Annotated in this window: 23 protein-coding genes and 1 pseudogene; 18 read left to right on the top strand and 6 right to left on the bottom strand. The window is 66.3% G+C overall.

The genetic code is table 11. The features are described 5' to 3' along the window. Window positions 1-30 precede the first annotated feature (30 nt). From CYU59_RS08380 to CYU59_RS08390, 3 genes are all read left to right on the top strand, one after another. On the top strand, window positions 31-1575 hold the full coding sequence (locus tag CYU59_RS08380) for a glycoside hydrolase family 57 protein (protein WP_292981685.1): 1545 nt from the start codon (window positions 31-33) through the stop codon (window positions 1573-1575). Further along, window positions 1572-2816, top strand: a complete 1245-nt coding sequence (locus CYU59_RS08385) for a glycosyltransferase family 4 protein (RefSeq protein ID WP_292981608.1) — start codon at window positions 1572-1574, stop codon at window positions 2814-2816. The genes CYU59_RS08380 and CYU59_RS08385 overlap by 4 nt, the downstream gene beginning before the upstream one ends. Window positions 2817-2895: 79 nt before the next feature. After that, entirely contained in the window at window positions 2896-4248 is a 1353-nt protein-coding gene (locus CYU59_RS08390) for a TIGR01777 family oxidoreductase (RefSeq protein WP_292981611.1), read from the top strand. Here CYU59_RS08390 and CYU59_RS08395 read toward each other — a convergent pair. Further along, entirely contained in the window at window positions 4245-4868 is a 624-nt protein-coding gene (locus CYU59_RS08395; protein WP_292981614.1) for a TIGR03085 family metal-binding protein, read from the bottom strand. The genes CYU59_RS08390 and CYU59_RS08395 overlap by 4 nt on opposite strands. A 569-nt stretch (window positions 4869-5437) precedes the next feature. On the opposite strand from CYU59_RS08395, the pseudogene CYU59_RS08400 reads away from it, so the two are divergent. The 8 genes and pseudogenes from CYU59_RS08400 to CYU59_RS08435 all read left to right on the top strand — a co-directional run. Beyond that, window positions 5438-6184, top strand: a pseudogene (locus tag CYU59_RS08400) (polyprenyl synthetase family protein); the annotation flags it as partial. Window positions 6185-6231: 47 nt separating this feature from the next. Further along, on the top strand, window positions 6232-7890 hold the full coding sequence (crtI, locus tag CYU59_RS08405; protein ID WP_363114166.1) for a phytoene desaturase family protein: 1659 nt from the start codon (window positions 6232-6234) through the stop codon (window positions 7888-7890). Next, window positions 7887-8849: a phytoene/squalene synthase family protein gene (locus tag CYU59_RS08410; RefSeq protein ID WP_292981620.1), complete on the top strand. Its 963-nt coding sequence runs from the start codon at window positions 7887-7889 to the stop codon at window positions 8847-8849. Before crtI ends, CYU59_RS08410 begins: the two co-directional genes overlap by 4 nt. Beyond that, the gene (locus tag CYU59_RS08415) at window positions 8846-9169 is read left to right on the top strand and encodes a lycopene cyclase domain-containing protein (RefSeq protein ID WP_292981688.1); all 324 of its coding nucleotides are present in this window, start codon (window positions 8846-8848) and stop codon (window positions 9167-9169) included. Before CYU59_RS08410 ends, CYU59_RS08415 begins: the two co-directional genes overlap by 4 nt. Beyond that, complete coding sequence (locus CYU59_RS08420; protein ID WP_292981623.1) at window positions 9166-9477, top strand: lycopene cyclase domain-containing protein; 312 nt, start codon at window positions 9166-9168, stop codon at window positions 9475-9477. The genes CYU59_RS08415 and CYU59_RS08420 overlap by 4 nt, the downstream gene beginning before the upstream one ends. Next, entirely contained in the window at window positions 9464-10189 is a 726-nt protein-coding gene (locus tag CYU59_RS08425; protein WP_292981626.1) for a class I SAM-dependent methyltransferase, read from the top strand. The genes CYU59_RS08420 and CYU59_RS08425 overlap by 14 nt, the downstream gene beginning before the upstream one ends. Further along, window positions 10186-11709 carry an FAD-dependent oxidoreductase gene (locus CYU59_RS08430; protein WP_292981629.1) on the top strand — a complete coding sequence of 508 codons (1524 nt, stop codon included), beginning with the start codon at window positions 10186-10188 and terminating at the stop codon, window positions 11707-11709. Before CYU59_RS08425 ends, CYU59_RS08430 begins: the two co-directional genes overlap by 4 nt. Continuing rightward, window positions 11706-12701, top strand: a complete 996-nt coding sequence (locus CYU59_RS08435) for a DUF5914 domain-containing protein (RefSeq protein ID WP_292981632.1) — start codon at window positions 11706-11708, stop codon at window positions 12699-12701. Before CYU59_RS08430 ends, CYU59_RS08435 begins: the two co-directional genes overlap by 4 nt. Here the strand turns inward: CYU59_RS08435 and CYU59_RS08440 are convergent. Then, the gene (locus tag CYU59_RS08440) at window positions 12680-14146 is read right to left on the bottom strand and encodes a DUF2867 domain-containing protein (protein ID WP_292981635.1); all 1467 of its coding nucleotides are present in this window, start codon (window positions 14144-14146) and stop codon (window positions 12680-12682) included. The genes CYU59_RS08435 and CYU59_RS08440 overlap by 22 nt on opposite strands. A 186-nt stretch (window positions 14147-14332) precedes the next feature. Here CYU59_RS08440 and CYU59_RS08445 point away from each other — a divergent pair, with 186 nt between their 5' ends. From CYU59_RS08445 to CYU59_RS08455, 3 genes are all read left to right on the top strand, one after another. After that, a complete protein-coding gene (locus CYU59_RS08445; protein WP_292981638.1) occupies window positions 14333-14551 on the top strand; it encodes a DUF2945 domain-containing protein in 219 nt (72 codons plus the stop codon). Window positions 14552-14613: 62 nt separating this feature from the next. Beyond that, window positions 14614-15315 (top strand): GAF and ANTAR domain-containing protein, encoded by a 702-nt coding sequence (locus tag CYU59_RS08450; protein ID WP_292981641.1) that lies wholly within the window; start codon window positions 14614-14616, stop codon window positions 15313-15315. Between the two features lie 96 nt (window positions 15316-15411). Next, window positions 15412-15951 (top strand): MarR family winged helix-turn-helix transcriptional regulator, encoded by a 540-nt coding sequence (locus CYU59_RS08455; protein WP_292981644.1) that lies wholly within the window; start codon window positions 15412-15414, stop codon window positions 15949-15951. A gap of 24 nt (window positions 15952-15975) precedes the next feature. On the opposite strand, the gene fni is transcribed toward CYU59_RS08455, so the two are convergent. Next, a complete protein-coding gene (fni, locus tag CYU59_RS08460; RefSeq protein ID WP_292981690.1) occupies window positions 15976-17001 on the bottom strand; it encodes a type 2 isopentenyl-diphosphate Delta-isomerase in 1026 nt (341 codons plus the stop codon). 41 nt (window positions 17002-17042) lie between these two features. After that, window positions 17043-17555: a MarR family winged helix-turn-helix transcriptional regulator gene (locus tag CYU59_RS08465; protein ID WP_292981646.1), complete on the bottom strand. Its 513-nt coding sequence runs from the start codon at window positions 17553-17555 to the stop codon at window positions 17043-17045. Between the two features lie 90 nt (window positions 17556-17645). Here CYU59_RS08465 and CYU59_RS08470 point away from each other — a divergent pair, with 90 nt between their 5' ends. Both CYU59_RS08470 and CYU59_RS08475 read left to right on the top strand, forming a co-directional pair. Further along, a complete protein-coding gene (locus CYU59_RS08470; RefSeq protein ID WP_292981649.1) occupies window positions 17646-18128 on the top strand; it encodes a TspO/MBR family protein in 483 nt (160 codons plus the stop codon). Between the two features lie 16 nt (window positions 18129-18144). After that, window positions 18145-19485 carry a deoxyribodipyrimidine photo-lyase gene (locus tag CYU59_RS08475; protein ID WP_292981652.1) on the top strand — a complete coding sequence of 447 codons (1341 nt, stop codon included), beginning with the start codon at window positions 18145-18147 and terminating at the stop codon, window positions 19483-19485. On the opposite strand, the gene CYU59_RS08480 is transcribed toward CYU59_RS08475, so the two are convergent. Continuing rightward, window positions 19482-20219 (bottom strand): acetyltransferase, encoded by a 738-nt coding sequence (locus tag CYU59_RS08480; protein ID WP_292981655.1) that lies wholly within the window; start codon window positions 20217-20219, stop codon window positions 19482-19484. The two genes, CYU59_RS08475 and CYU59_RS08480, sit on opposite strands and share 4 nt — an antisense overlap. A 240-nt stretch (window positions 20220-20459) precedes the next feature. Between CYU59_RS08480 and CYU59_RS08485 the strand changes: the two genes are divergently transcribed. Beyond that, the gene (locus CYU59_RS08485; RefSeq protein ID WP_292981692.1) at window positions 20460-21737 is read left to right on the top strand and encodes a PQQ-binding-like beta-propeller repeat protein; all 1278 of its coding nucleotides are present in this window, start codon (window positions 20460-20462) and stop codon (window positions 21735-21737) included. Window positions 21738-21746: 9 nt separating this feature from the next. Next, complete coding sequence (locus tag CYU59_RS08490) at window positions 21747-22106, top strand: hypothetical protein (protein WP_292981657.1); 360 nt, start codon at window positions 21747-21749, stop codon at window positions 22104-22106. Here the strand turns inward: CYU59_RS08490 and CYU59_RS08495 are convergent. Beyond that, window positions 22096-22803 carry an esterase gene (locus CYU59_RS08495; protein WP_292981659.1) on the bottom strand — a complete coding sequence of 236 codons (708 nt, stop codon included), beginning with the start codon at window positions 22801-22803 and terminating at the stop codon, window positions 22096-22098. The two genes, CYU59_RS08490 and CYU59_RS08495, sit on opposite strands and share 11 nt — an antisense overlap. Between the last annotated feature and the right edge of the window lie 6 nt (window positions 22804-22809).

Genomic DNA, 22809 nt, shown 5'->3' on the forward strand with positions numbered 1-22809 from the left:
CCGACGACGGCGAGGCAGACCGTGCCGGGGATGTTCACCCTGGTGCTGCACACGCATCTGCCGTGGCTGGCCCACCATGGCCGCTGGCCGGTCGGCGAGGAATGGCTCTACCAGTCGTGGGCGGCGTCGTATCTGCCGCTGCTGCAGGTTCTTCGGCGACTGGCCGACGAGGATCGGCACCGGTTGATCACCCTGGGCGTCACCCCGGTCGTGATGGCGCAGCTCGACGACCCGTATTGCCTTGACGGGATGCATCATTGGCTGGCCAACTGGCACCTGCGCGCCGCCGAGGCCGCCAGCGTCCGGCCCGGCGACGCCACCGGCGGCTCCCCCGCTTCGGCTCCGGAAGCTCTGCGCGCCTTCGGAATTCGCGAGATGGCCGAAACCGAGCAGGCGCTCGACGATTTCACCACCTACTGGCGTCACGGCGCCAGTCCGCTGCTGCGGCGACTGATCGACGCGGGCGCCGTCGAGCTACTGGGTGGCCCCCTGGCCCATCCTTTCCAGCCGTTGTTGAACCCGCGGCTGCGCGAATTCGCGCTGCGCGAAGGACTGGCCGACGCCCAGCAGCGGTTGTCGCACAAGCCAACTGGGATCTGGGCGCCTGAATGCGCCTACGCCCCCGGGATGGAACGTGACTACGACGCGGCCGGTGTCGGCCACTTCATGGTCGACGGACCCTCGCTGCACGGCGACACCGCGCTGGGCCGGCCGGTCGGCGATACCGACGTGATCGCTTTCGGTCGCGACCTGCAGGTGAGCTACCGCGTCTGGTCACCCAAATCCGGCTACCCGGGTCACGCCGCCTACCGCGACTTCCACACCTACGACCACCGCACCGGACTCAAACCGGCCCGCGTCACCGGCCGGGGCGTGCCGTCGGACAAGAAGGCGCCCTACGACCCCGAACGCGCCGATCGCGCGATCGACAGCCACGTCGCGGACTTCGTCGACGTTGTGCGGCGCAGGCTGTTGTCGGAGTCCGAGCGGATCGGACGTCCGGCACACGTGATCGCGGCATTCGACACCGAGTTGTTCGGCCACTGGTGGTACGAGGGCCCGGCATGGCTCGAGCGGGTGTTGCGGGCGCTGCCGGAGGCGGGGGTGCGGCTGGGCACGCTCAGCGACGCGGCCGGTGCGGGCTTCGTCGGTAGCGCCGTCGAATTGCCGCCCAGCTCATGGGGTTCCGGCAAGGACTGGCAAGTGTGGTCCGGCGAAAAGGTCGCCGACCTCGTGCAGCTCAACACCGAGGTCGTCGACACCGCCCTGGCCTGTGTCGACAAGGCTCTGGCCCAGACCGCGTCGCTGGACGGCCCGACTCCCCGCGACCACATCGCCGATCAGATCCTCCGCGAGACACTACTGACGGTGTCCAGCGATTGGCCGTTCATGGTGAGTAAAGACTCCGCCGCCGACTACGCCCGTTACCGGGCGCACCTGCACGCGCACGCCACCCGTGAAATCGCCGGCGCGCTGGCGTCGGGACGCCGCGAGGTGGCACAGCGGCTGGCCGACGGCTGGAATCGGGCCGACGGCTTGTTCGGCGCACTGGATGCCCGGAGGCTGCCGCGATGAAAGTCTTGATGGTTTCCTGGGAGTACCCGCCGGTGGTGATCGGCGGATTGGGCCGACACGTCCACCACTTGTCGACGGCACTCGCCGCCGCGGGCCACGAAGTCGTGGTGCTGTCTCGCCGCCCGACCGGCACCGATCCGAGCACCCACCCGTCGTCGGATGTAGTCGACGAGAACGTCCGTGTCGTCGCCGCTGCGCAGGACCCGCACGAATTCGCTTTCGGCACCGACATGATGGCGTGGACGCTGGCCATGGGTCACGCCATGATCCGCGCCGGGCTGGCCCTCAAACAACAGGGCAGCGACGAACCGTGGCGTCCCGACGTGGTTCACGCACACGACTGGCTGGTCGCGCACCCGGCCATCGCGTTGGCCGAATTTCACGACGTGCCAATGGTTTCCACGATCCACGCGACCGAGGCCGGTCGGCATTCCGGCTGGGTCTCCGGCCCGATCAGTCGGCAGGTGCACGCGGTCGAATCATGGCTGGTACGCGAATCCGACAGCCTCATCGCATGTTCGGCCTCGATGAGCGAAGAGATCAGCGAGCTGTTCGGACCCGGCCTGGCCGAGACCACCGTCATTCGCAACGGTATCGAGGCGGCGCGCTGGCCGTTCGCCCGCCGCAATCCGCGCACCGGGCCGCCGGAACTGTTGTACGTCGGGCGGCTCGAATACGAGAAGGGCGTGCACGAGGCCATCGCCGCGCTGCCCCGGATCCGCCGAGCCCATCCCGGCGCCACCCTGACCATCGCGGGCGAGGGCACCCAGCAGGACTGGCTCGTCGAACAGGCCCGTAAATACAAGGTGCTCAGGGCAACTCACTTCGTCGGCCGGCTCGATCACGACGATCTGTTGGCCACCCTGCATCGTGCCGACGTGGCGGTACTGCCCAGCCACTACGAACCGTTCGGGTTGGCGGCGCTGGAAGCCGCCGCGGCCGGCACCCCGCTGGCGACCTCGAACATCGGTGGCCTGGGCGAAGCCGTGATCGACGGCGAGACCGGCGTGTCGTATCCGCCGCGCGACGTCGCCCGGCTGGCCGACGCCGTCATCGCGGTGCTCGACAATCCGGGCGCGGCTCAGCGCCGCGCGCAGGCCGCCCGGGCGCGCCTCACCGCAGATTTCGATTGGCACACCGTCGCCGACGAGACCGCGCAGGTGTACTTGTCGGCCAAGCGCGCCGAACGCCAACCCCTTCCGCGGCCGGCCATCGTCGAGCACGCACTGCCGGATCGGTAGCCACCGCTCGACGCCCGGCCGGTGCTTGCGACCGGTGGAGCAGACGGCCGATCTCTCAGTCACGGGTACCGTCAGCCACATGGGAATTGAGTATTCGAGTGTCATCGACGCACCCATCTACGACGTTTTCGAATGGCATGGCCGACCGGGCGCGTTCACCCGGCTCACGCCGCCGTGGTCACCGATGCGGCTGATCGCCGAGGCCGAGTCGCTGGAGAACGGGCGGGCCGAATTGGCGCTGCCGGGCGGTCTGCGCTGGGTGGCCCAGCACCAATCGGACGACTACGACCCGCCGCGCCGCTTCGTCGACGCCATCGGAGCCGACGGCCTCGCATCCCTGCCCGCCAAGCTGGCCGTGCGCTGGCGGCACACCCATGACTTCGAGGAGGTCAGCGGCGAACGCACCCGCGTGATCGACCGGGTCGAGACGCCCGTCCCCGCGGCCGCCCTGCGGTCGATGTTCCGATACCGCCACCAACAGTTGGCCGACGATTTCGCGGTACACCGGGAGGCGGCCGCCCGGGGGTTGACCCCGCTCACCGTCGCCATCACCGGTGCGTCCGGGCTCGTCGGCGCTCAGCTGGCCGCCTTTCTGTCCACCGGCGGCCACCGGGTGATCCGGCTGGTGCGGCATTCGACGACGAAACCCGATGAACGACAATGGAATCCAGACAACCCGGATCCGGATTTGCTGGCCGGCGTCGACGCGGTGGTCCATCTGGCCGGAGAATCGATCGCGGGGAGGTTCAACGACGCACACCGCGCCGCGATCCGCGACAGCCGGATTGGGCCGACCCGCCGGCTGGCCGAGCTGATCGCGCAGTCGACCGACGGACCCAAGACGCTGGTCAGCGCGTCCGCGGTCGGCTACTACGGCTACGACCGAGGCGACGAGTCGCTCACCGAGAGCAGTGAACGCGGCGACGGGTTCCTGGCCGATGTGGTCGCCGACTGGGAGGACGCGACCGCACCGGCCGACGAGGCCGGCATCCGCGTGGTGCGGGTGCGAACCGGGATCGTGCAATCCCCCGCCGGCGGAACGCTGAAGCTGCTTCGGCCGCTGTTCGCCGCCGGACTCGGCGGCCGACTCGGCAGCGGCCAGCAGTGGTTCTCGTGGATCGGCATCGACGATCTCGTCGACATCTACCACCGGGCGCTGTGGGACACCGAACTGTCCGGGCCGGTCAACGCGGTGGCGGCCCAACCGGTTCGCAACGTGGACTACACCCACGTGCTGGCTCATGTGCTGCGCCGGCCCGCGCTGCTACCGGTGCCGCCGCTGGGGCCGAAGGTGCTGCTCGGCGAGCAGGGTGCGCGGGAACTCGCGTTGGCGAATCAGCGCGTGCTGCCCGCCCGGCTACAGCAGGCCGATCACCACTTCCGCCGTCCCGGCCTGGAGGAGACGCTGCGGCATCTGCTGGGCAAAGGTTAGAGACCGCGCGGCGCCGTCCGGACCGCCTCCACCGCCGGCCCGTCACCGTCGAAGTGAACGCGCACGGCGTCGCGGCCCGCCACGAACAGCAGCAACTCCTGCGGCTCCCCGGTGATGGTCACCGCGTCACCGCGGCCGACGCGGGCGATCTGCTCACCGGCCGGCGTCTCCAAAGAGACCTGAGCGGGCAACTTTCGCAACATCATTCGGCTCATCAGCGTGAGTTGGCGGCGGAACTGCGTCGCGGTGGCGTCGTCCAGCACCCGTGGTTCCCAGCCGTCGACCGCTCGGCGGACGTCCTCGTGATGAATGAACATCTCGCCGAGATTGGCAACGGGGTCCAGCAGCTTGAACGGCGAATAGAGCGGCGGCCCCGATGCCACCAGGTCGATCAGCGCGTCCCAGGTGTTCGAGGTGGCGGTCTTGTCCTGGACTCCGGCGGTGTAGTCGGCCAGGAACGGAACCGCGATCCCCAGGGTGGCGTCGAGGCGGCGTTCGCGCACCACCAGGTGAGCGGCGAGGTCAGTGGTGTTCCAGCCCTCGCAGAGGGTCGGCGCTTGCGGACCTACCTCGCGAAACGTCGCCACCAGCGCGTCCCGCTCACGTCGTGCTGCTGTCATGTCCGCCGCTCCTCCTCATCGCTTCGCTCTGCATCGTCACCGGCGGGAGTCATTTTCGCCGCTCCTCCTCATCGCTTCGCTCTGCATCGTCACCGGCGGGAGTCATTTTCGCCGCTCCTCCTCATCGCCCTGCACCGCCGCCAACCGTCTCCGGCGACCACCGGCGGGAGTGATACCCAAATCCGGGTGAGATATCCCGCTGGCGAGGCGGCCAGATGTTCAGTAAGTTAAAGTTTAATCTTGTGAAGCGAACCTGCTTGAGCAGCGCGAACGTGTTTGTCTTCGCTTCGTAGGAGGTAAGCGTGAGACCGAACCGTACCGACGGTTTGTCGGCAGACCGTTCGAGAGGGGCCTAAGTGGGTGAGGTGCGCGCACTCTCGCTGGCCCCTTCCGCGGCACCTGCCGAGCTGGACCAGCAGTCCTGGTCTGATCCCACGAAGTTCGAGGCGTGGCGAATCGGGTTGCGCCGCAAGGTTCTCGCCCATGTCAGCGATTTCGTGGCCGGTCGGTGCTCCGCGGAACTGGCCGAGTCGGGCGTGGAAGTCGCCGGCGACATCTTGGTGAACTTCGTGGCCGGCGGTAAATGCTTGCGCTCTACCTACATGTATCTGGGCTGGCTGGCCGGTTGCCCGGACAGCGACGAGGCCCTGTTCGCCTCCGCCGGGTTGGAGCTGCTGCACGCGTTCGCCCTGCTTCAAGACGACGTCATGGACGCAGCCTCGTCGCGCCGCGGCCGCCCTTCGGCGCACGTTCAATTCAGCCAATGGCACCGCAGCCAAAAGCGTTCTGGTCCGGCGGAACGATTCGGCGAATCAGCGGCCATCCTGCTGGGCGATCTCTGCCTGATCTGGGCCGAGCAAATGATGCGCGAGAGCGGCGTCGAATATCGCAGTCTGTATCAGGCCTGGCCGCGTTATGACGCCATGCGCACCGAGCTCGCCGTGGGCCAATTCGCCGATCTGGCAAGCGATATCCGCGATCTCCCGTCGTTGGACACTGTGCTGGAAGTGGCTCGGCGCAAGTCGGGCAATTACACGGTGCGCCGGCCCCTGGAGATCGGCGCGGCCATGAGCAGCTGCAGCGATCGCACGGTCTCCGGGCTGGGCCGCTACGGCGAGGCGGTCGGTGAGGCGTTCCAACTGCGCGACGACCTGCTCGGAGTATTCGGCTCCCAGGCGGTCACCGGTAAACCGGACGGCCAAGACCTCATCGAGCGCAAAGCGACCAGCGTGGTCATCGCCGCACACCAGCTGGCCGACCTGACGACGCGACAAGAGTTGAACGAACTGATGAACACGGGCAATCTCGACGACAGCGCCATCGAACGATGGCGGGCGCTGATCGTGTCGACCGGCGCCGTGCAATGGATCGAGGACACCATCAACGAGCGAGTCACGTCGGCACTACAGGAGCTCGACCAGCTACAGATCGGCGATCCGGTGCGCGCAGCGTTGACCAACATGGCCGCCGTCTGCACGGAACGGGCCGACTGATGCGCACCGTCAAGGGGCCTACCGGTCACGTGGTCGTCGTCGGCGCCGGCCTGTCGGGTCTGACAGCCGCGCTGCACCTGGCCGGACGCGGGCGCGAGGTGACCGTGGTCGAGCGGGAGAACTGGCCCGGTGGGCGTGCCGGCCGGGCCGACATCGGCGGCTATCAACTCGACACCGGTCCGACGGTTCTGACCATGCCCGACATCATCGACGAGGCCTTCGCGGCGGTAGGCGAAAGTCTTTCGGACCGGCTTGATCTGATCGAGGTAGAACCCGCGTACCGCGCACAGTTCGCCGATGGCAGCAGCATCGACGTGCACAGCGACGCCGATCTCATGGCGAACGCGATTGCCCAGTTCGCCGGCGCCGAAGAAGCCGACGGCTATCGCAAGCTACGCGACTGGCTGACCCGGCTGTACCACACCGAGTTCAACGGATTCATCGCCGAAAACTTCGATTCCCCACTGTCGCTGCTCACTCCGCAGCTTGCGCGCCTGACGGCCCTGGGCGGATTCCGCAAGTGGGACACCATGGTCAACCGCTACATCTCCGACCCGCGACTGCGTCGAGTGTTCACGTTCCAGTCTCTGTACGCCGGTGTCTCACCGCGAAAAGCCTTGGCGGTCTACGCAGTTATCGCGTACATGGACACCATCTCCGGGGTCTACTTCCCGCGCGGCGGAATGCGCGCACTACCCGACGCTCTGGCCGCGGCGGCAACCGACGCCGGCGTGCGCTTCGTGTACGGCGCGACGGCGACCGGCCTGGAGCGAAGCGGCGACCGGGTCAAGGCCGTGCTCACCGACAACGAGCAGCGCATCGCCTGTGACGCGGTGATTTTGACCACCGAGCTGCCCACCACCTACTCGTTGCTAGACCGCGCACCGCGACGCCCGGGTCGCCTGCGGCCCGCGCCCTCCGCGGTGGTCGCACACATCGGCCGTCGACAGTCACCGGCGGCCAATCAGGCTCTGGCACACCACAACATCATCTTCGGCGGTGAATGGGATCAGACCTTCACCGACATCATCCGCGACGGACGGTTGATGCGAGACCCGTCCCTGCTCGTCACCTGCCCGTCCGCCAGCGACCCGAGCCTGGCCCCGCGGGACCACGACTTGTTCTATGTGCTGGCACCGGCGCCGAACCTCGAGCGCGGTGTCGTCGACTGGTCGCGCATCGGCGAAAGCTATACCGAACAACTCATCGATATCGTCGGGGCGCGGCTGATCCCGGGCTTCCGGGACGGTGCCGAGGTACTGCACGTCGTCAATCCCGAGGACTGGGCCGCTCAAGGGATGATCGCGGGCACGCCGTTCTCGCTGGCCCACACCTTCGCCCAGACCGGACCGTTCCGACCGGCCAATACCGTGCGGGGCGTGGACAACGCCGTCCTGGCCGGATCGTCGACTGTTCCCGGTGTCGGGGTGCCCACCGCGATGATCTCCGGCCGCCTGGCCGCCGATCGGATCACCGGCGCCCCGGCAGGATCGGCGCGGACTGTCATCGCGAAAGCCGGCCAATCGTGATCCGCACCGAGTTGAGCGCCGCAGGTATCGACGATCCGGATCTGCGTGGCGCATACCGCCGTTGCCGGGTCCTCAACGCCGCGCACGGGCGCACCTTCTTTTTGGCCACCCGCCTGCTCGCACCGGATCAACGCCCGCCGATTCATGCCCTCTACGGCTTCGCGCGCTACGCCGACGACATTCTCGACGACTTCGATCCGTCCCTGGACACCCAGACCCGGGCCGCTCGCCTCACACAGCTGTCGGACCAGTTCTTCTCCCCCGTCGAGCATCCGGACAACCCGGTGCTCGCCGCCGTGCGGGATACCGCGCGGCGCTACGCCATCGACGACCAGCTGTTCGATGACTTCCTGACCTCGATGCGGATGGATCTGACGATCACCGACTATCCGGATCGCGACGCGATCAACCTGTACATGAAGGGCTCGGCGGAAGCGATTGGCCTGCAAGTACTTCCGATCCTGGGCACCGTTGCGGACCGTGAGGCGACAGCACCACACGCGGCGGCACTGGGCAGGGCATTCCAGCTGACGAACTTCCTGCGCGACATCGACGAGGACCTGGTGCGCGGACGCGTCTACCTGCCGGCCGACGAGCTCGCCTCCCACGGCGTCGATCGCGACGTGCTGATGTGGTGCCACTACAACCGGCGGACCGACCCGCGGGTGCGTAACGCGCTGGCCGAGCAGCACGACATTGCGCGTCAGATCTATCGTTACGCGGCGGAGGGTGTTCCGATGCTGCAACCACGTTCGCGACCGTGCGTCGACGTCGCATTGAGGCTGTATTCGGAGATCCTCGATCGCATCGAAGCCAGCAACTTCGCGGTGTTCACCCAGCGTGCGTCCGTGGGCAACGCGCGACGGTTACGCGTCGCCGGCGCCGGTCTGGTCCGGTCGTGGCGGGCGCGGCTGACGCAACCGGCGGCAGCGGGTGATCGCAGTTTCGGTGCCGCCTGATGGATCGGTGGCAGTATTTGATCGTGCTCGGTGCGTGCCTGGCGATCACTTTGCCGCTGGAGATCTTCCGCCCCGGCGTGTATCGCCAGGGGTGGCGGGCCGCGCGTGCGGTACTACCGGTCGCGGCGGTGTTCGTGCTGTGGGACGAGGTCGCGATCGCGCTGCGCATCTGGACCTACAACCCGGCCTATGTCACCGGAGTGGATCTTCCCGTTCACCTGCCGATCGAAGAAGTCTTGTTCTTTCTAGTGATCCCGCTGTGCGGCTTGCTGACCTACAACGCCGTGAGTGCCATTCTGCGAATGGTCAAGCGCAGATGACGGGCGTCGGGTACACCCTGCCGGCGGTGCTGTCGGTGCTGGCCGTGGTGGCGCTCGAGCTGGTCGCGTTGCGCACCGGGCTTTTCCGCCGCACGGCATATTGGTTGTCGATGGTGATCGTGGTCGGATTTCAGATCTTGACCGACGGGTGGCTCACCAAGCTGAGTGCCCCGATCGTGATCTACGACAACCGGCAGACCAGCGGGATCCGGTTTCCGCTCGATATCCCGATCGAAGATTTCCTGTTCGGCTTTGCCCTGGTTACCGCCGTCCTGCTGCTATGGGAGCGACAACGTGAGCGTCAGTAACACCGGCCTGCCCCGCACCGAAGTGCCCGCCGCGTTCGACGTGGGCGCGTACGCCTACGACCGACTCGTCGGCACCAGCCCGGGATACCATGCCCACCTTCGGCTTTCGGCCCAACGACTGCAACTGCCCAATAAGGGTCGTGGATTGCGGTTGCTCGACGCAGGATGCGGCACCGGGGCGTCGACGGCGGCGCTGCTGAGCGTTGCGCCGCACGCCGAGATCGTCGCGATCGACGCGTCGAGCGGCATGCTCGACCAGGCCCGCGCAAAGTCCTGGCCGTCCTCGGTGCGCTTCGTGCACACTCCGGTCGAAGGTCTCGCCGAACACGGCGTCGTCGGCCCATTCGACGGGATACTGGCCGCGTACCTGATTCGCAACCTGTCCGACCCCGACACCCAGTTGCGGGCGCTGCGCACCCTGTTGGCACCCGGCGCACCGCTGGCCGTGCACGACTACTCGGTGCGCGACTCCCGCGTCGGGACCGCGATCTGGAACGCGGTGGCATGGGGCATCATCATTCCGTCCGGCTGGTTGCGGACCCGCGACGCGACGCTCTACCGGCACCTGTGGCGAAGCGTGTTGACTTTCGACGGCGCCACACGTCTGCGGCAGCGGATGAGCGACGCCGGCTTCATCGACGTGCGCAGCGAAACGATGCCGGGCTGGGAAGCCAACATCGCGCACACCTTTCTGGGCAACGCGCCGACATGACCGACCGACATCGCCGCGTCTTCCCGGCACCGCAGGGTCGACAAAGCGCCGACGGGCTTGCGTCACGGCCGCGGGCCGTGGTGGTCGGCGCGGGAATCGCGGGACTCGCGGCGGCGACCGGACTGGCGGAGCGCGGCATCTCGGTCGACGTGGTCGAGCGCGAGCGATACCTGGGCGGTCGGGTCGGCGGCTGGACCGAACAGCTGGACGGCGTCGATCTGGCCATGAATCGCGGCTTCCACGCGTTTTTCCGGCAGTACTACAACTTGCGCGCACTCCTGCAACGCGTCGACCCGGCGTTGTCGATGCTGACCGCGGTCGACGACTACCCGCTCATCGACGGGGCCGGCCGCAGAGACACCTTCCGCGGCCTTCCCCGCACCCCGCCGTGGAACGCGCTCGTATTCGCCTTGCGCAGCCCGACTTTCCGGATCACCGACCTTCTCAAGATCGATGCACGGGCGGCCGCGCCGCTTGCCACGGTGTCGGTGCCGGACATCTTTCAGCGGCTCGATCACATCGACGCCGAGACATTCCTGAAGAGCATCAATTTCCCCGAGGCGGCCCGCCACCTGGCCTTCGAGGTCTTCTCGCGCAGCTTCTTCGCCAGCCCCACCGACCTGTCCGCCGCGGAATTGGCCGCGATGTTCCACATCTACTTCCTCGGGTCCAGCGAGGGATTGATCTTCGACGTCGCCAACCGCAATTTCGACACCGCGCTGTGGACGCCGCTGCAGCGATACCTCGAGGGACTGGGAGTTCGCTTCCATCAAGGTGTTTCGGTGACGGGCATCGAGAGTGCTGACGACGAGACGTTTCACGTCGACGCCGACGCCGGCGTTGGGTTCGATGCCGACGCGGTGGTGCTGGCCACCGATATCGCTGGATTGCAACGGATCGTCGAATCCTCACCGTCGCTCTGCGACGACATGTGGCGGGCGAGGATCAAGCGGCTGCGCACTGCGCCGCCGTTCCTGGTGCAGCGATTGTGGCTCGACCGTCCGGTGGCAGCTGACCGCCCGCCGTTTCTGGGCACCTCCGGGCACGAGCCCGTCGACAACATCAGCGTCTTGGACCGCTACGAGCGTGAGGCCGCCGACTGGACCCAGCGAACCGGCGGCTCTGTCGTTGAATTGCATTCATACGCAGTCGAATCCGCCCAGCCCGAAAATGCCATGCTCGACCAACTGCACAAAATCTACCCCGAGACCACCGAGGCCAAAATCGTTCACGAACAAACGCTGCAGCGCAACGACTGTCCGCTTTTTGCCCCGGGCACCTTTGCGCAGCGTCCAACCGTTCTCACACCGCAGCCGGGGCTCCTGCTGGCCGGTGACGGAGTGCGCATCGACTTGCCGGTCGCACTGATGGAGCGGGCGGCCACGACCGGCTGGACCGCCGCCAACGAGATACTGCAGCGCTGGGGAATCGCCGGCCATGAACTCTCCTCGGTCCCGACCCGGGGCCGATCGGCACTGCTGCGCCGTCTCGCCGGCGGAGAAAGGTCGCCGCGACCATGAGCATCAGCGACAACGTGCGACGGCGCTGGCCCAAAGATTGGCCGCTGCAACCGATCCCACCGGGGACCTGGACAGGTCAGCGCCCGACCTACGCCGACGCCTCCCCCGCTGTGATCAACGCCGCACTGGACCGGTCACAGCGCCGACCGACCGGCAACTGGTATGCCTTCGCCGGCAGCCGCGAGGTGCGTGCGGGCCGGCCACTCGGAACCCGGATCGCCGGTACCGAATTGGTCGCGTGGCGCGATCGGCAGTCCCGACTGTGCGTCGGTCCCCGCAGCTGCCCTCATCTAGGCGCCGACCTTGCGACCGCCGCGGTCCACGACGGAGAGCTGATTTGTCGCTGGCATGGCCTGTGCCTCAGCCGCGATTCCGACGAATTCGGTTGGCGCGCATTGCCCAGCTACGACGACGGGGTGCTGGCGTGGGTTCGGCTGGACAGTGTCGGCGGTGAGGAGCCGCTCGACCAGCCGGTGATTCCGGCCCGGCCGATCGGCGACACGATCGACGCGGTCGCCAGCATGGTCGGCACCTGCGAACCATCCGACATCATCGCCAACCGGCTCGATCCTTGGCACGGGGCGTGGTATCACCCTTACTCCTTCACCCAGCTCGAGGTGTTGACCACGCCGACCGAGGAGGTAGACAGCTTCCTGGTTGCGGTGACATTTCGCGTCGGGCGCGTCGGTGTGCCCACCGTCGCCGAGTTCACCAGCCCCGAAGCACGCACCATCGTGATGCGGATCGTCGACGGCGAGGGTGTGGGCAGTGTCGTCGAAACTCATGCCACGCCAATCGGTCCGGGTCCGGACGGTCGACCGCGAACCGCGGTGATCGAAGCCACCATCGCGCACTCGGGCCGGACGGGATTCAAACGCGCGCGCAGCGTCGCACCCCTGATAGGTGGGCTCATGCGAGTGGCCTCGGCACGGCTGTGGAAAGACGACGTGGCCTACGCCGAGCGCCGCTATCAGCTGCGGGCCGGCACGTAGCCGGCGCTCGCCTTCACGGTGACGTCCTTGGCGATCCCGGCGAACACTGCCCGTCGAAGCACGCCCGAGGCGGCCCAGAACAGTTCACCGGGAAGGCCGTACGGCTGAAACACCACCCGCTGCCGATAGCGGCAGCGACCCTGGGCTTCGTCGCTCACCGACAACTCCAGCCAGAGCCGCCCCGGCAGCGGAACGTCCGCGCGCAGCCGCAGCAACCGGGGCTTGTCGACATGTTCGACTCGCCACCAGTCCAGCGCCTCGCCCGCACGTAATGACCGATTCTGCTGCTGTGATCGCTTGCCGTTCTTGCCGTTTCGTCCGGTCCAGCCGCGAAGCGCCCAGGCCGGAGGTGCTGCCGACCAGCCGTGTTCGTCGCCGATCGACTCGAAGACCTTCCACAACGTCTCGGCGTCGGCGTCGACTGAACGTTCGATCGACTTCTCGTGCAGTGATCCACCCGCCCAGTCCGGGTCGGTGGGCAGTGGGTGCGCGGGCGGGTCTTCCTGTCCGGGCCGCGACCAGCGGGTCTGCAGGTCGAGTTCGTTCACGCGCGACAGCGCGTCGATCACTGCGTCGTCGTAGTGCATCAGGCCACCGTCGGGGTCCGGAATGTGCTCGGCGATGTCGTGCTCCCCGCACACGACGTCGTTTTCGAGGGAGTCCATCAGCGACGTTGCCAGCGCTCGGGGCAACGGGGTGATCAGGTTGACCCAGTGTGAGGAAAGCCGGGGCGTCAGGACCGGGACCGGGATTGCCACTCGTTTGCGCAGGCCCGAGATTTTCGCGTAGCGGGCGCTCATGTCGGTGTAGGTGAACGTCTCGGGGCCCCCGATGTCGAAGGCCCGGCTCACATCGGCGGGCAACTCTGCCGCGCCGGTCAGGTAGTACAGCACGTCACGCACCGCGATGGGCTGCACCCGGGTGCGCAGCCACTTGGGAGTGACCATCACCGGAAGACGGTCTGTCAGGTAGCGCATGATCTCGAAGCTGGCCGAGCCCGCGCCGATGATCACCGCGGCGCGCAGTTCCACGGTGGGGACGCCCGACTTACGCAGTAGGTCGCCGACCTCGGCCCGCGAGGCCAGGTGTGCGGACAGCTCTTGTTCGTCGGGGATGATGCCGCCGACGTAGACGATTCGTGAGAGTCCCGCCTGCTTGGCCGCGTCGGCGACGATTTTCGCCCCGCGGGCGTCGACCTTGACGAAGTCCGCGGCCAGCATCGAATGGACGAGGTAGTAGAGGACCTGCTGGCCGTCGAGCGCTTGTCGCACCTGGTCTTCGTCGGTGACGTCACCTTCGACGACCTCGACGTCCTGGCGCCACGGCACGTCGTCGAGCTTGGCCGGAGTACGGGCCATGACGCGGACCTCGTGACCGGCCGACAGCAGCGCGGGAACAAGGCGCGTACCCAGGTAGCCGGTGGCACCGAAGATGACACACCGCATCGCTCACTCCTTTGATTTTTTCTCGTTCTCTTTCGGCGCTACCCGCCGCACAAGGGGTATACCCCGTTTCGGCGGTTGCTGACGGCGCGAACACGGCTGCGTTCAATATCTCCTTCACAAGCTTAATAGTTAAGTTTATAGTTGTATTTCAAAGAGTGGCCGGCAGTCTGTTCAGAAAGGCGTCCCATGGCAGAGAAGGACTTCACCAAGGGCGACAAGGTCGCCTGGGAAAGCCACGGTCATACCGTCACCGGCACGATCGAGGAAAAGATCACCCGCGACACCACCGCCGCAGGCCGAAAAGTGCGGGCATCCACGGACGAGCCGCAGTACCGGGTCATCAGTGACAAGACCGGGGCGGACGCGGTGCACAAACCAGACGCTCTGAAGCGCCGGAAATCCTGATTCCCGGTCAGCCACCGTTGCCGAAGATCGACGTGAACTCGGGCAATTCCGAGGAGCTGGCTGTGGATTCGCATTCCGATGCTTTTCTGCGCGTAACGCGGTTGGTATCTGATCTCCACCAACGCACCTTGTTGGATACACCAACACTGCTGAGCCAGTTGATGACGGTGGCCGCGGAGTCGGTCCCGGGAGCCCGATACGCGGCAGTCACCGTCAGCAAACGGGGTTGCGTGGCACAGTCCGAAGCGGCGACGCACCGCTATCCGGTGCTGCTGGCCGACATTCAGAATCTCTGTCAACAGGGACCGTCTCTGACGGCGGGGGCAGTGCAGGAATGCATCCGCGTCGACGATCTCGCCGCAGACGACCGTTGGCCTCGGTACCGCGACGAGGCAATCCACCAGACCCCGATCCGGTCGATCCTCTCTCTGGGGATGCTGCGGGAGGGTTCGACGACGGCGTCGCTCGATTTCTACACCGAGACTGCCTACGCCTTCGACGACCGATCCGTCGATCTGGGCTTGATCTTCGCGACGCACGCCGGTCTGGTGTGGAACATGACCCGGCGTGATCATCAGTTCCGCGCCGCGCTGGCTTCGCGCGACATCATCGGCCAGGCCAAGGGGCGGATGATGGAACGGTTCGACGTCACCGCCGCCCGGGCATTCGAGATGCTCAAGCTGATGTCCCAGAACTCCAGCACACCCATTGCCCAGGTGGCACAACGCGTGGTCGCGGGCGAAGAGTTACCCGTCGGTGGCTGAACAGCGACGTCGAGATTGTGTAAGGTTCTGGCGTATCGTCGCTGATCTACCGGGTTCGTGAACGTAGGTCAGAATGGCTGAAAAGGATGCGGTCGGGTGACTAAGCGGGGCATGAGCAATGCACCTCCCAGCAGGTCGCAGCTCGAGAAGCTGATGTCGGCCGACATGCGGGCGGTCACCGCACAGTCCGACCGCATCGGCCGTTACTTCGCCCGCAGGCACGACGTGAGCGGCAACGATTTTCACGCCCTGCTGCACGTCATGGTCGCCGAAACCGCGGGTAAGCCTCTGACGATGGCCCAGCTCCGGCAACGGATGGATGTCTCCCCCGCAGCGATCACCTATCTGGTCGACCGGATGATCGACGCCGGACACATCCGGCGCGAGTCGGATCCCGCAGACCGGCGCAAGGCGCTGCTGCGCTACGAGGCCAGTGGCATGGAAATGGCCCACGGCTTCTTCACACCGCTCGGCGTCCACCTGAGTGCGGCGCTCGCCGAACTGCCCGACGGAGACCTCGTTGCCGCGCATCGTGTTTTCACCGCGATGATTTCAGCGATGTCGTCGTTCGAAGGCGACCTCGTCGAGCAGAAAGCGGCATCGACGCCGAACGCCCCCTCGCGCAATCTCGTCTGACTGCTGCACGTCAGGGCCGCGGGGTCACTGCATCGGTGCGACGCCGATATCGCGCAGCGCCGACAAGTCCGAGGCTCCCGTGCCATGTAGGCAGATCCGCAGCTCCTCGATGAAGCGCTCCAACCAATCGACAACTGCCGCAGTCGATTCGATTGCCGCAGGCAACAATGGGCGGGCTACCGCGACCACATCCGCGCCCAGAGCCAACGCCTTGGCTGCGTCCATTCCGGTGCGGATGCCTCCGGAGGCAACCAATGGAACGGTGGGCAGTGCCTCCCGCACCTCGACGATGGCCTGCGCGGTGGGGATGCCCCAGTCCGCCAAGTCCGGAAAGCGGACCTCCCCGTAGCGGACCAGTTGCTCCACTCGTGCCCACGAGGTTCCGCCCGCACCGGCGACGTCGATTGCAGCCAGCGGCAATTCGCCTGACCGACTGGTCAGCTCGGCCACCGCCGCGGTGCCGATGCCGTGCCCGACCTCTTTGAGCAGCACCGGATAGTCCAACGCCGCAGCAACTTCGAACAATCGATCGATCGACCCGGAGAAGTCACCGTCGCCGTCTCGCTGAACCGCCTCTTGCAACGGATTGGTGTGCACCGCAAGGGCGTCCGCGCCGACTCGTTTGAGCGCATTGGAGATGTCCTCGATACCCGCGACCGTCAACTGCGCCAGCCCAATGTTGCCGATCAACAACACATCCGGCGCCACGTCGCGAACGTCGAAGCTGGACGCCGCCTGCTCCCCCAGGGCGCTGTCGAGCATGATCCGTTGGGAGCCGAGCATCATGCCGATGCCGAGCAGCTGTGCCGCTTCGGCCAGATTCCGGTTGATCGTTGCCGACAACTCGGCGCCGCCCGTCATCGCGCCGACCAACATCGGGGCCCGCAGCGGAGCACCGAGAAAGTGGGTGGCCAGATCGACGTGGGCGAGGCTGGTCTGTGTCAGTGCGTTGTACGGCAAGCGGTAGCGCTCGAGACCAGTCGTGACACCGGAAAAATTCACCCGGTCATCCAGACACACGTCGATGTGTCGTCGCTTGCGGGTGGTCATCCCGTTCGAATCAGTCGGCACGGCACCCCCTTTCGCCTCGCTCAATCATCAGTCCGCTCAAGAGATTTGAAGGATGCCAGATCGTCCTGGTATCGCTGCATCGCCTCGATCAGCGCGGCGAACACCCTGCTGGCGGCCACCAGGTCGGAATCCGGCAACCCCGCCATCGCGTCATGCGAATGGCTTCCCAGCGGGGCGAAGAACGCGCGCGCAGTCGCGAGCCCCGAGTCGGAGTAGCGCAGGATGACCTTGCGCCGATCCGCCGGATCGGACTCTCTGGTGATATGGCCGGACGCCATCATCCGGTCGACCAGATAGGTGATCGCCGCACCAGAGAGTCCCATGCGCTGGCGCAATTCGCCGGAGGTGACCGGCTCACCTGCCGTCTCGGCCACCATGACGTGCATGAGCGCCCGAAAGTCGGTGGGCCGCACCTCATGTACCGCGGCGAAGGCCCGGCCGATTTGTTCGGATTCCGCAGTCATGACGCGCAGATACGCTGATATCTGCTGCTCGAGTGCGGCCCGGTCGCCTGCGGTCTCTTCGTGGTTCATGACGCGACCAGCTTATCTGCATATGAGCTTTACTTCAGTTGATTAATACTTAATTGACTGAAAGAATCGCGGAGTCGAAGGGATTTCACTGTGAACAAGCAGACTCTGGCAGCAACAACTCTTGCCGTCGGGGCGACCGCTGGCATCGGGAGTGTGGCCAGCCAACCTCGGATCACTCGGTGGTATTCGAAGCTCCGCAAGCCGAGCTACGTACCGCCCAATGAGGTGTTTCCGATCGCGTGGACGACGCTGTACGGCGATATCGCCGTGACATCTGCGACGGCCATCGACCGCCTGCGCACCACCGGCCGGCATGACGAGGCCCGCAGCTACACAATCGCGCTGGTCGCGAACCTTATCTTGAACGCCGGCTGGAGCTGGCTGTTCTTCAAGTACCAGAAGCTCGGCGCCTCCGCACTGGGTGCTGGGGTGTTGGCCGCCAGCAGCGCCGACCTCGTCCGACGCACCGCCGCGGCCGATTCGCGGGCCGGGCGGGCGTTGTTGCCGTATCCGCTGTGGTGCGCGTTCGCCACATTGATGTCCGGGCATATTTGGGTACTCAACCGCCGATGAACCAGGTGATCCGCTGATGCCCGCCCTGTTGTGGTTCCGCCGCGACCTCAGGCTGCGCGACCTCCCTCCGCTGTTGCGTGCCGCCGCCGACAGCGACGAAGTCTTGGCCTGTTTCGTGCTCGATCCTCGGCTGGAGGCATCATCCGGTGATCGGCGGATGCAGTTCCTGTGCGACTCGCTTCGGCGGTTGCGCGACGATCTGGACGGCCGCCTATTGGTGACCCGCGGTCCAGCGGAAGAACGAATTCCCGCGCTGGCCAAGGAAATCGGCGCGCGGTCGGTACACATCTCGGAGGACTTCTCGCCATACGGCCGGCGGCGCGACGAGCGGGTCCGCGACGCCTTGGGCGACATACCTCTGGTCGCGACGGGGTCACCGTATCTGGTGTCGCCGGGACGGGTGACCAAAGACGACGGTGAGCCCTACAAGGTGTTCACACCGTTTTTCGGGCGATGGCGCGACATGGGATGGCGCGCCCCGGCGCGCTCGTCTGCCAAGTCCGCCACGTGGGTCGACCCCGACACACTGGGTAAGGGCGCCAAGCCGGTGGAGATCCCCGACCCAGGAGCCGACATCGACCTGCCGGCCGGTGAGGCCGCCGCGCGTAAGCAGTGGAAGAAGTTTCTGGACAAGGGACTCGAGAACTACGGCGACGACCGCAACACGCCGGGCCATGACGGCACCAGCCGGATGTCGGCTCACCTGCATTTCGGCACGATCCACCCGCGGACCATGGCGGCTGACCTGGACCAGCCCCGCGCCGGTCCAAGAGCGTATCTGCGGGAGTTGGCTTTTCGCGATTTTTATGCAGCAGTGCTGCACCACTGGCCGAGAAGTGCGTGGTGGAACTGGAACAAGGACTTCGACGCCATCGAGACCGACTCGGGCAAGGAAGCCGAGAAGAAGTTCGAATCATGGAAAGCTGGCGAAACCGGGTTTCCCATTGTCGACGCCGGCATGCGCCAACTGCGCGACACCGGCTTCATGCACAACCGGGTACGGATGATCGTGGCGTCGTTCTTGGTCAAAGACCTGCACCTGCCCTGGCAGTGGGGGGCGCGTCACTTCCTTGACCAACTGGTCGACGGCGACATCGCCAGCAATCAACACGGCTGGCAGTGGTCCGCTGGGTGCGGCACCGATGCCGCGCCGTATTTTCGGGTGTTCAATCCGACCCGGCAGGCCGAGAAGTTCGATCCCTCAGGCGACTATGTGCGCCGCTGGGTGGCCGAACTCGCCGATGCGAAAGATGTCACGCTGGCCAAGGGCGACCGCCCGGCCGGCTACCCCGAACCGATCGTCGACCACAGTGCCGAACGCGCCGAAGCGCTCCGCCGGTACCAGAATATGAGCTAGCGGGCCGCTTTCTTGCGCTCGATGTCGGCCAGCGCGGCGGCCAACTCGGCGCGCTGCGCGGCGGAGGTCTCCCACGCCAGCTGCCGGTTCTTGACCACCTTTGCCGGGGCCCCGACCGCGATCGAGTAGTCCGGCACCTCACCTCGGACGACGGCGTGCGAACCCAGCACGCAGCCCCGCCCGATCGCGGTGCCGCGCAATACCGAGACCTTCACCCCGACCCAGGTGTCGGGCCCGATCCGCACCGGCGACTTGACGATGCCCTGGTCCTTGATCGGCAGGGTGATGTCTTCCATTCGGTGGTCGAAATCGCAGATGTAGCACCAGTCGGCCATCAGCACCGAATCGCCGAGCTCGATGTCGAGGTAGCAGTTGATCACGTTGTCGCGACCCAGCACCACCTTGTCGCCGAACCGCAGCGAGCCCTCGTGCGCGCGAATCGTGTTCTTGTCGCCGATGTGGACCCAGCGTCCGATCTCCAGCTGCGCCAGCTCTGGCGTGGCGTGAATCTCGACGCCTTTGCCGATGAAGACCATGCCGCGGGTGATGATGTGCGGGTTGGCCAGCTTGAATTTCAGCAACCGGTAATAGCGCACCAGGTACCACGGCGTGTACGCGCGATTGCGCAGCACCCATTTCAGCGAAGCCAGCGTGAGGAACCTGGCCTGGCGCGGGTCGCGCAGATTCGATCCACGCCAGCGGCGGTGGATCGGTGCGCCCCACATGCTCGTCATGGCCGGAGAGCCTAGTCCGGCGACGATGCGCGCCGGGACGGCGGGCCGAGGAGCCGGACCATCAACGACTGCGGAGCGAAGGCGCGCCGGGCAATCGGCCCTACCTGAGCTGGCACAGGTTACCCTCGGCTGTACTCGAAATCTGCTGATGGCCACTGCGTCATCGCGTTCCGGGAAGGATCGGGAAGCTACACCGTGTCGTGGCCCATCCCCCGCCGCGCGCTGCGGCGTTGGACGTCGGTGGTGTTGGCCGTTCTTCTCGCAGCCGCAGCATCGGGCTGCGGCAACACCGACTCTTGGGTCGACACCGTGCCGGCGGACGGTTGGCCCGCGCAGTACGGCGACGCGGCCAACAGCAGCTACCGGCCCACTGCCGGCGCGGACAAGTTGAGCTTGCGCTGGACCCGCTCGGTCAAGGGTTCACTGGCGTCGTCCGTGGCGCTCAGCTCGCGTAACTGGCTCGCCGCGAACGCCCAGACCCCCGGCGGCTGTTCGCTGATGGAGTGGGAGAACGACAACAACGGTCGGCAGCGCTGGTGCACCCGGCTTCACCAGGGAGGCGGTAACGCGAGCCCACTATTCGACGGGTTCGACAATCTCTACGTCGGCCAGCCGGGCGCATTCCTGTCCTTCCCGGTCACCCAGTGGATCCGATGGCGCCGGCCGGTGATGGGAATGCCCTCCACGCCAAGGATTCTCGGCAACGGACTCGTGCTGGTGGTAACGCATCTGGGGCAGGTGCAGGTATTCGAAGGCCACCGCGGCACAGTGGTCGGCAACGCCATAGATCTGGTCGACAACGTCGATCCCAGCGATTTCAACCGCGGACTCAGTGACTGCGGGCCGGCGAAAGAGGGCTGCCCGGTGCCGGCTGCGCCCGCGTTCTCCAAGGAGAGCGGGCTGATCGTGATCGGCCTGTGGGAGCCCGGTGCCCCGACACCGGTTCTGGTCGGACTGAAGTACCACCCGGGGCAGGATCCGTTGCTGACCCGGGAGTGGACCAGCAACGCCGTCGCCGCCGGTGTTCAGGCCAGCCCGGTACTGTCCGCCGACGGCTCGATGATCTACGTCAACGGTCGCGACGAGCGACTGTGGGCGCTGCACGCCGCGGACGGCAAGCCGAAATGGTCGGTTCCGCTGAAGTTCCTGGCGCAGACACCGCCGTCGGTGACGCCCGGCGGGCTGATCGTATCCGGCGGTGGACCCGATACCCGACTGGTCGCGGTCAAGGACGCGGGCGACCACGCGCAGGAGGTCTGGCGACGTAACGACGTCAGCCCCCTGTCGACGTCGAGCCTGGCCGGTAGCGGGGTCGGCTACGCGGTGGTGACCGGGGGTCCGGGCGAGGGCGCTCGCGGAATGGCGCTACTGGTTTTCGATCCGGGCAGCGGACGAACCCTCAACAGCTACCCCCTGCCGGAGGCGACCGGCTATCCCGTGGGAGTTTCGATCGGCCGCGATCGTCGCGTCGTCACCGCGACCAGCGATGGCCAGGTGTACAGCTTTGCCCCGGGCTGAGTCGTGACCGTGTCCGGCGAACCAGCGAAGACCGGCGGGCGACTCGCCGACGTGATCGGCACGACTGTCCTGCTCGTTGCGCACTTCTTCCTCTACGGCGCGACGTTCATGATGCTGGGATTGTTGGTGATGGGAACCGATTCGTGCGCCTACCAGAAGTGCGGTGATCCGGCCTGGCTCGATCGAGCGATCAGCCTTGGCGCCTGGGGCGGCGGTACGATCCTGCTGGTCGACGTGGTGGTCACGTTGGTTCGGCTGATCCGCCAGCGAATTGCCTGGGTCGTCCCATTGATCGGCTGCGTCGCCCAGTTGGCGCTGGGATTCGGCGCCGCAGCGATGGAATCGTTGGCCGGGCCGGTCAGCTCTTGACGGCCAACGGCGGAACGGCGCTGCGCGGGACGTGGACCTGGCTGGCGCCGGCCAGAGACGGCAGAAGTTCACCGGGCGCGAAGTAGAAAATCAGCTCTTCGTCGGTGATCGCGAAGTTTTGATAATGGGCGGCGTCCAGACCCGAGCCGGGCGAAATTGCAGCACCCAGTCCTGTCTGTTTCGCAACCTCCCGCTGAACAATCGGATAAATCGAATCGAGCGGTTTTGCATTCGGCGCGAAAAGCGTGTCAAAGGCGATCGCCTTTTGGCCCGCGACGTCGTAGTTGAATCCTTTGTAGAAGGTCGACGGGCGTGGTCCGCCCAAATCTTCGAACACCTTGAGGACGACACTTCGAGTGCCGCCCGGCGCCTGCCCGGAGTGGTACTGCTCGGAGGTGACTTCCATTTGATACGGCACCTCACGCGGGCCTGATGTCTGCGATGAGGTTTGCGCGACGTTGACGAAGCCATCCCGATTCTGGCTGACAAATTCGGTCAGCGCCTGGTCGGGATAGTCGACCGGGAACGTCATGTTCAGGGTGTAGGTGCTGGTGGCGGCGTGCACGCTGCACGTCTGATCTTCCTGGACGACACCACCGAAATTGGCGCACACCGAGTCAGCGACCGCGACGGCGCCGCCCGACCAGCCGAGCATGGCCCCGACCGCCATCAGCGCGGCCGCCATCATGTTGCGCATCGGTTG

This window comes from Mycobacterium sp., from assembly GCF_002863225.1.
Lineage (GTDB): Bacteria > Actinomycetota > Actinomycetes > Mycobacteriales > Mycobacteriaceae > Mycobacterium.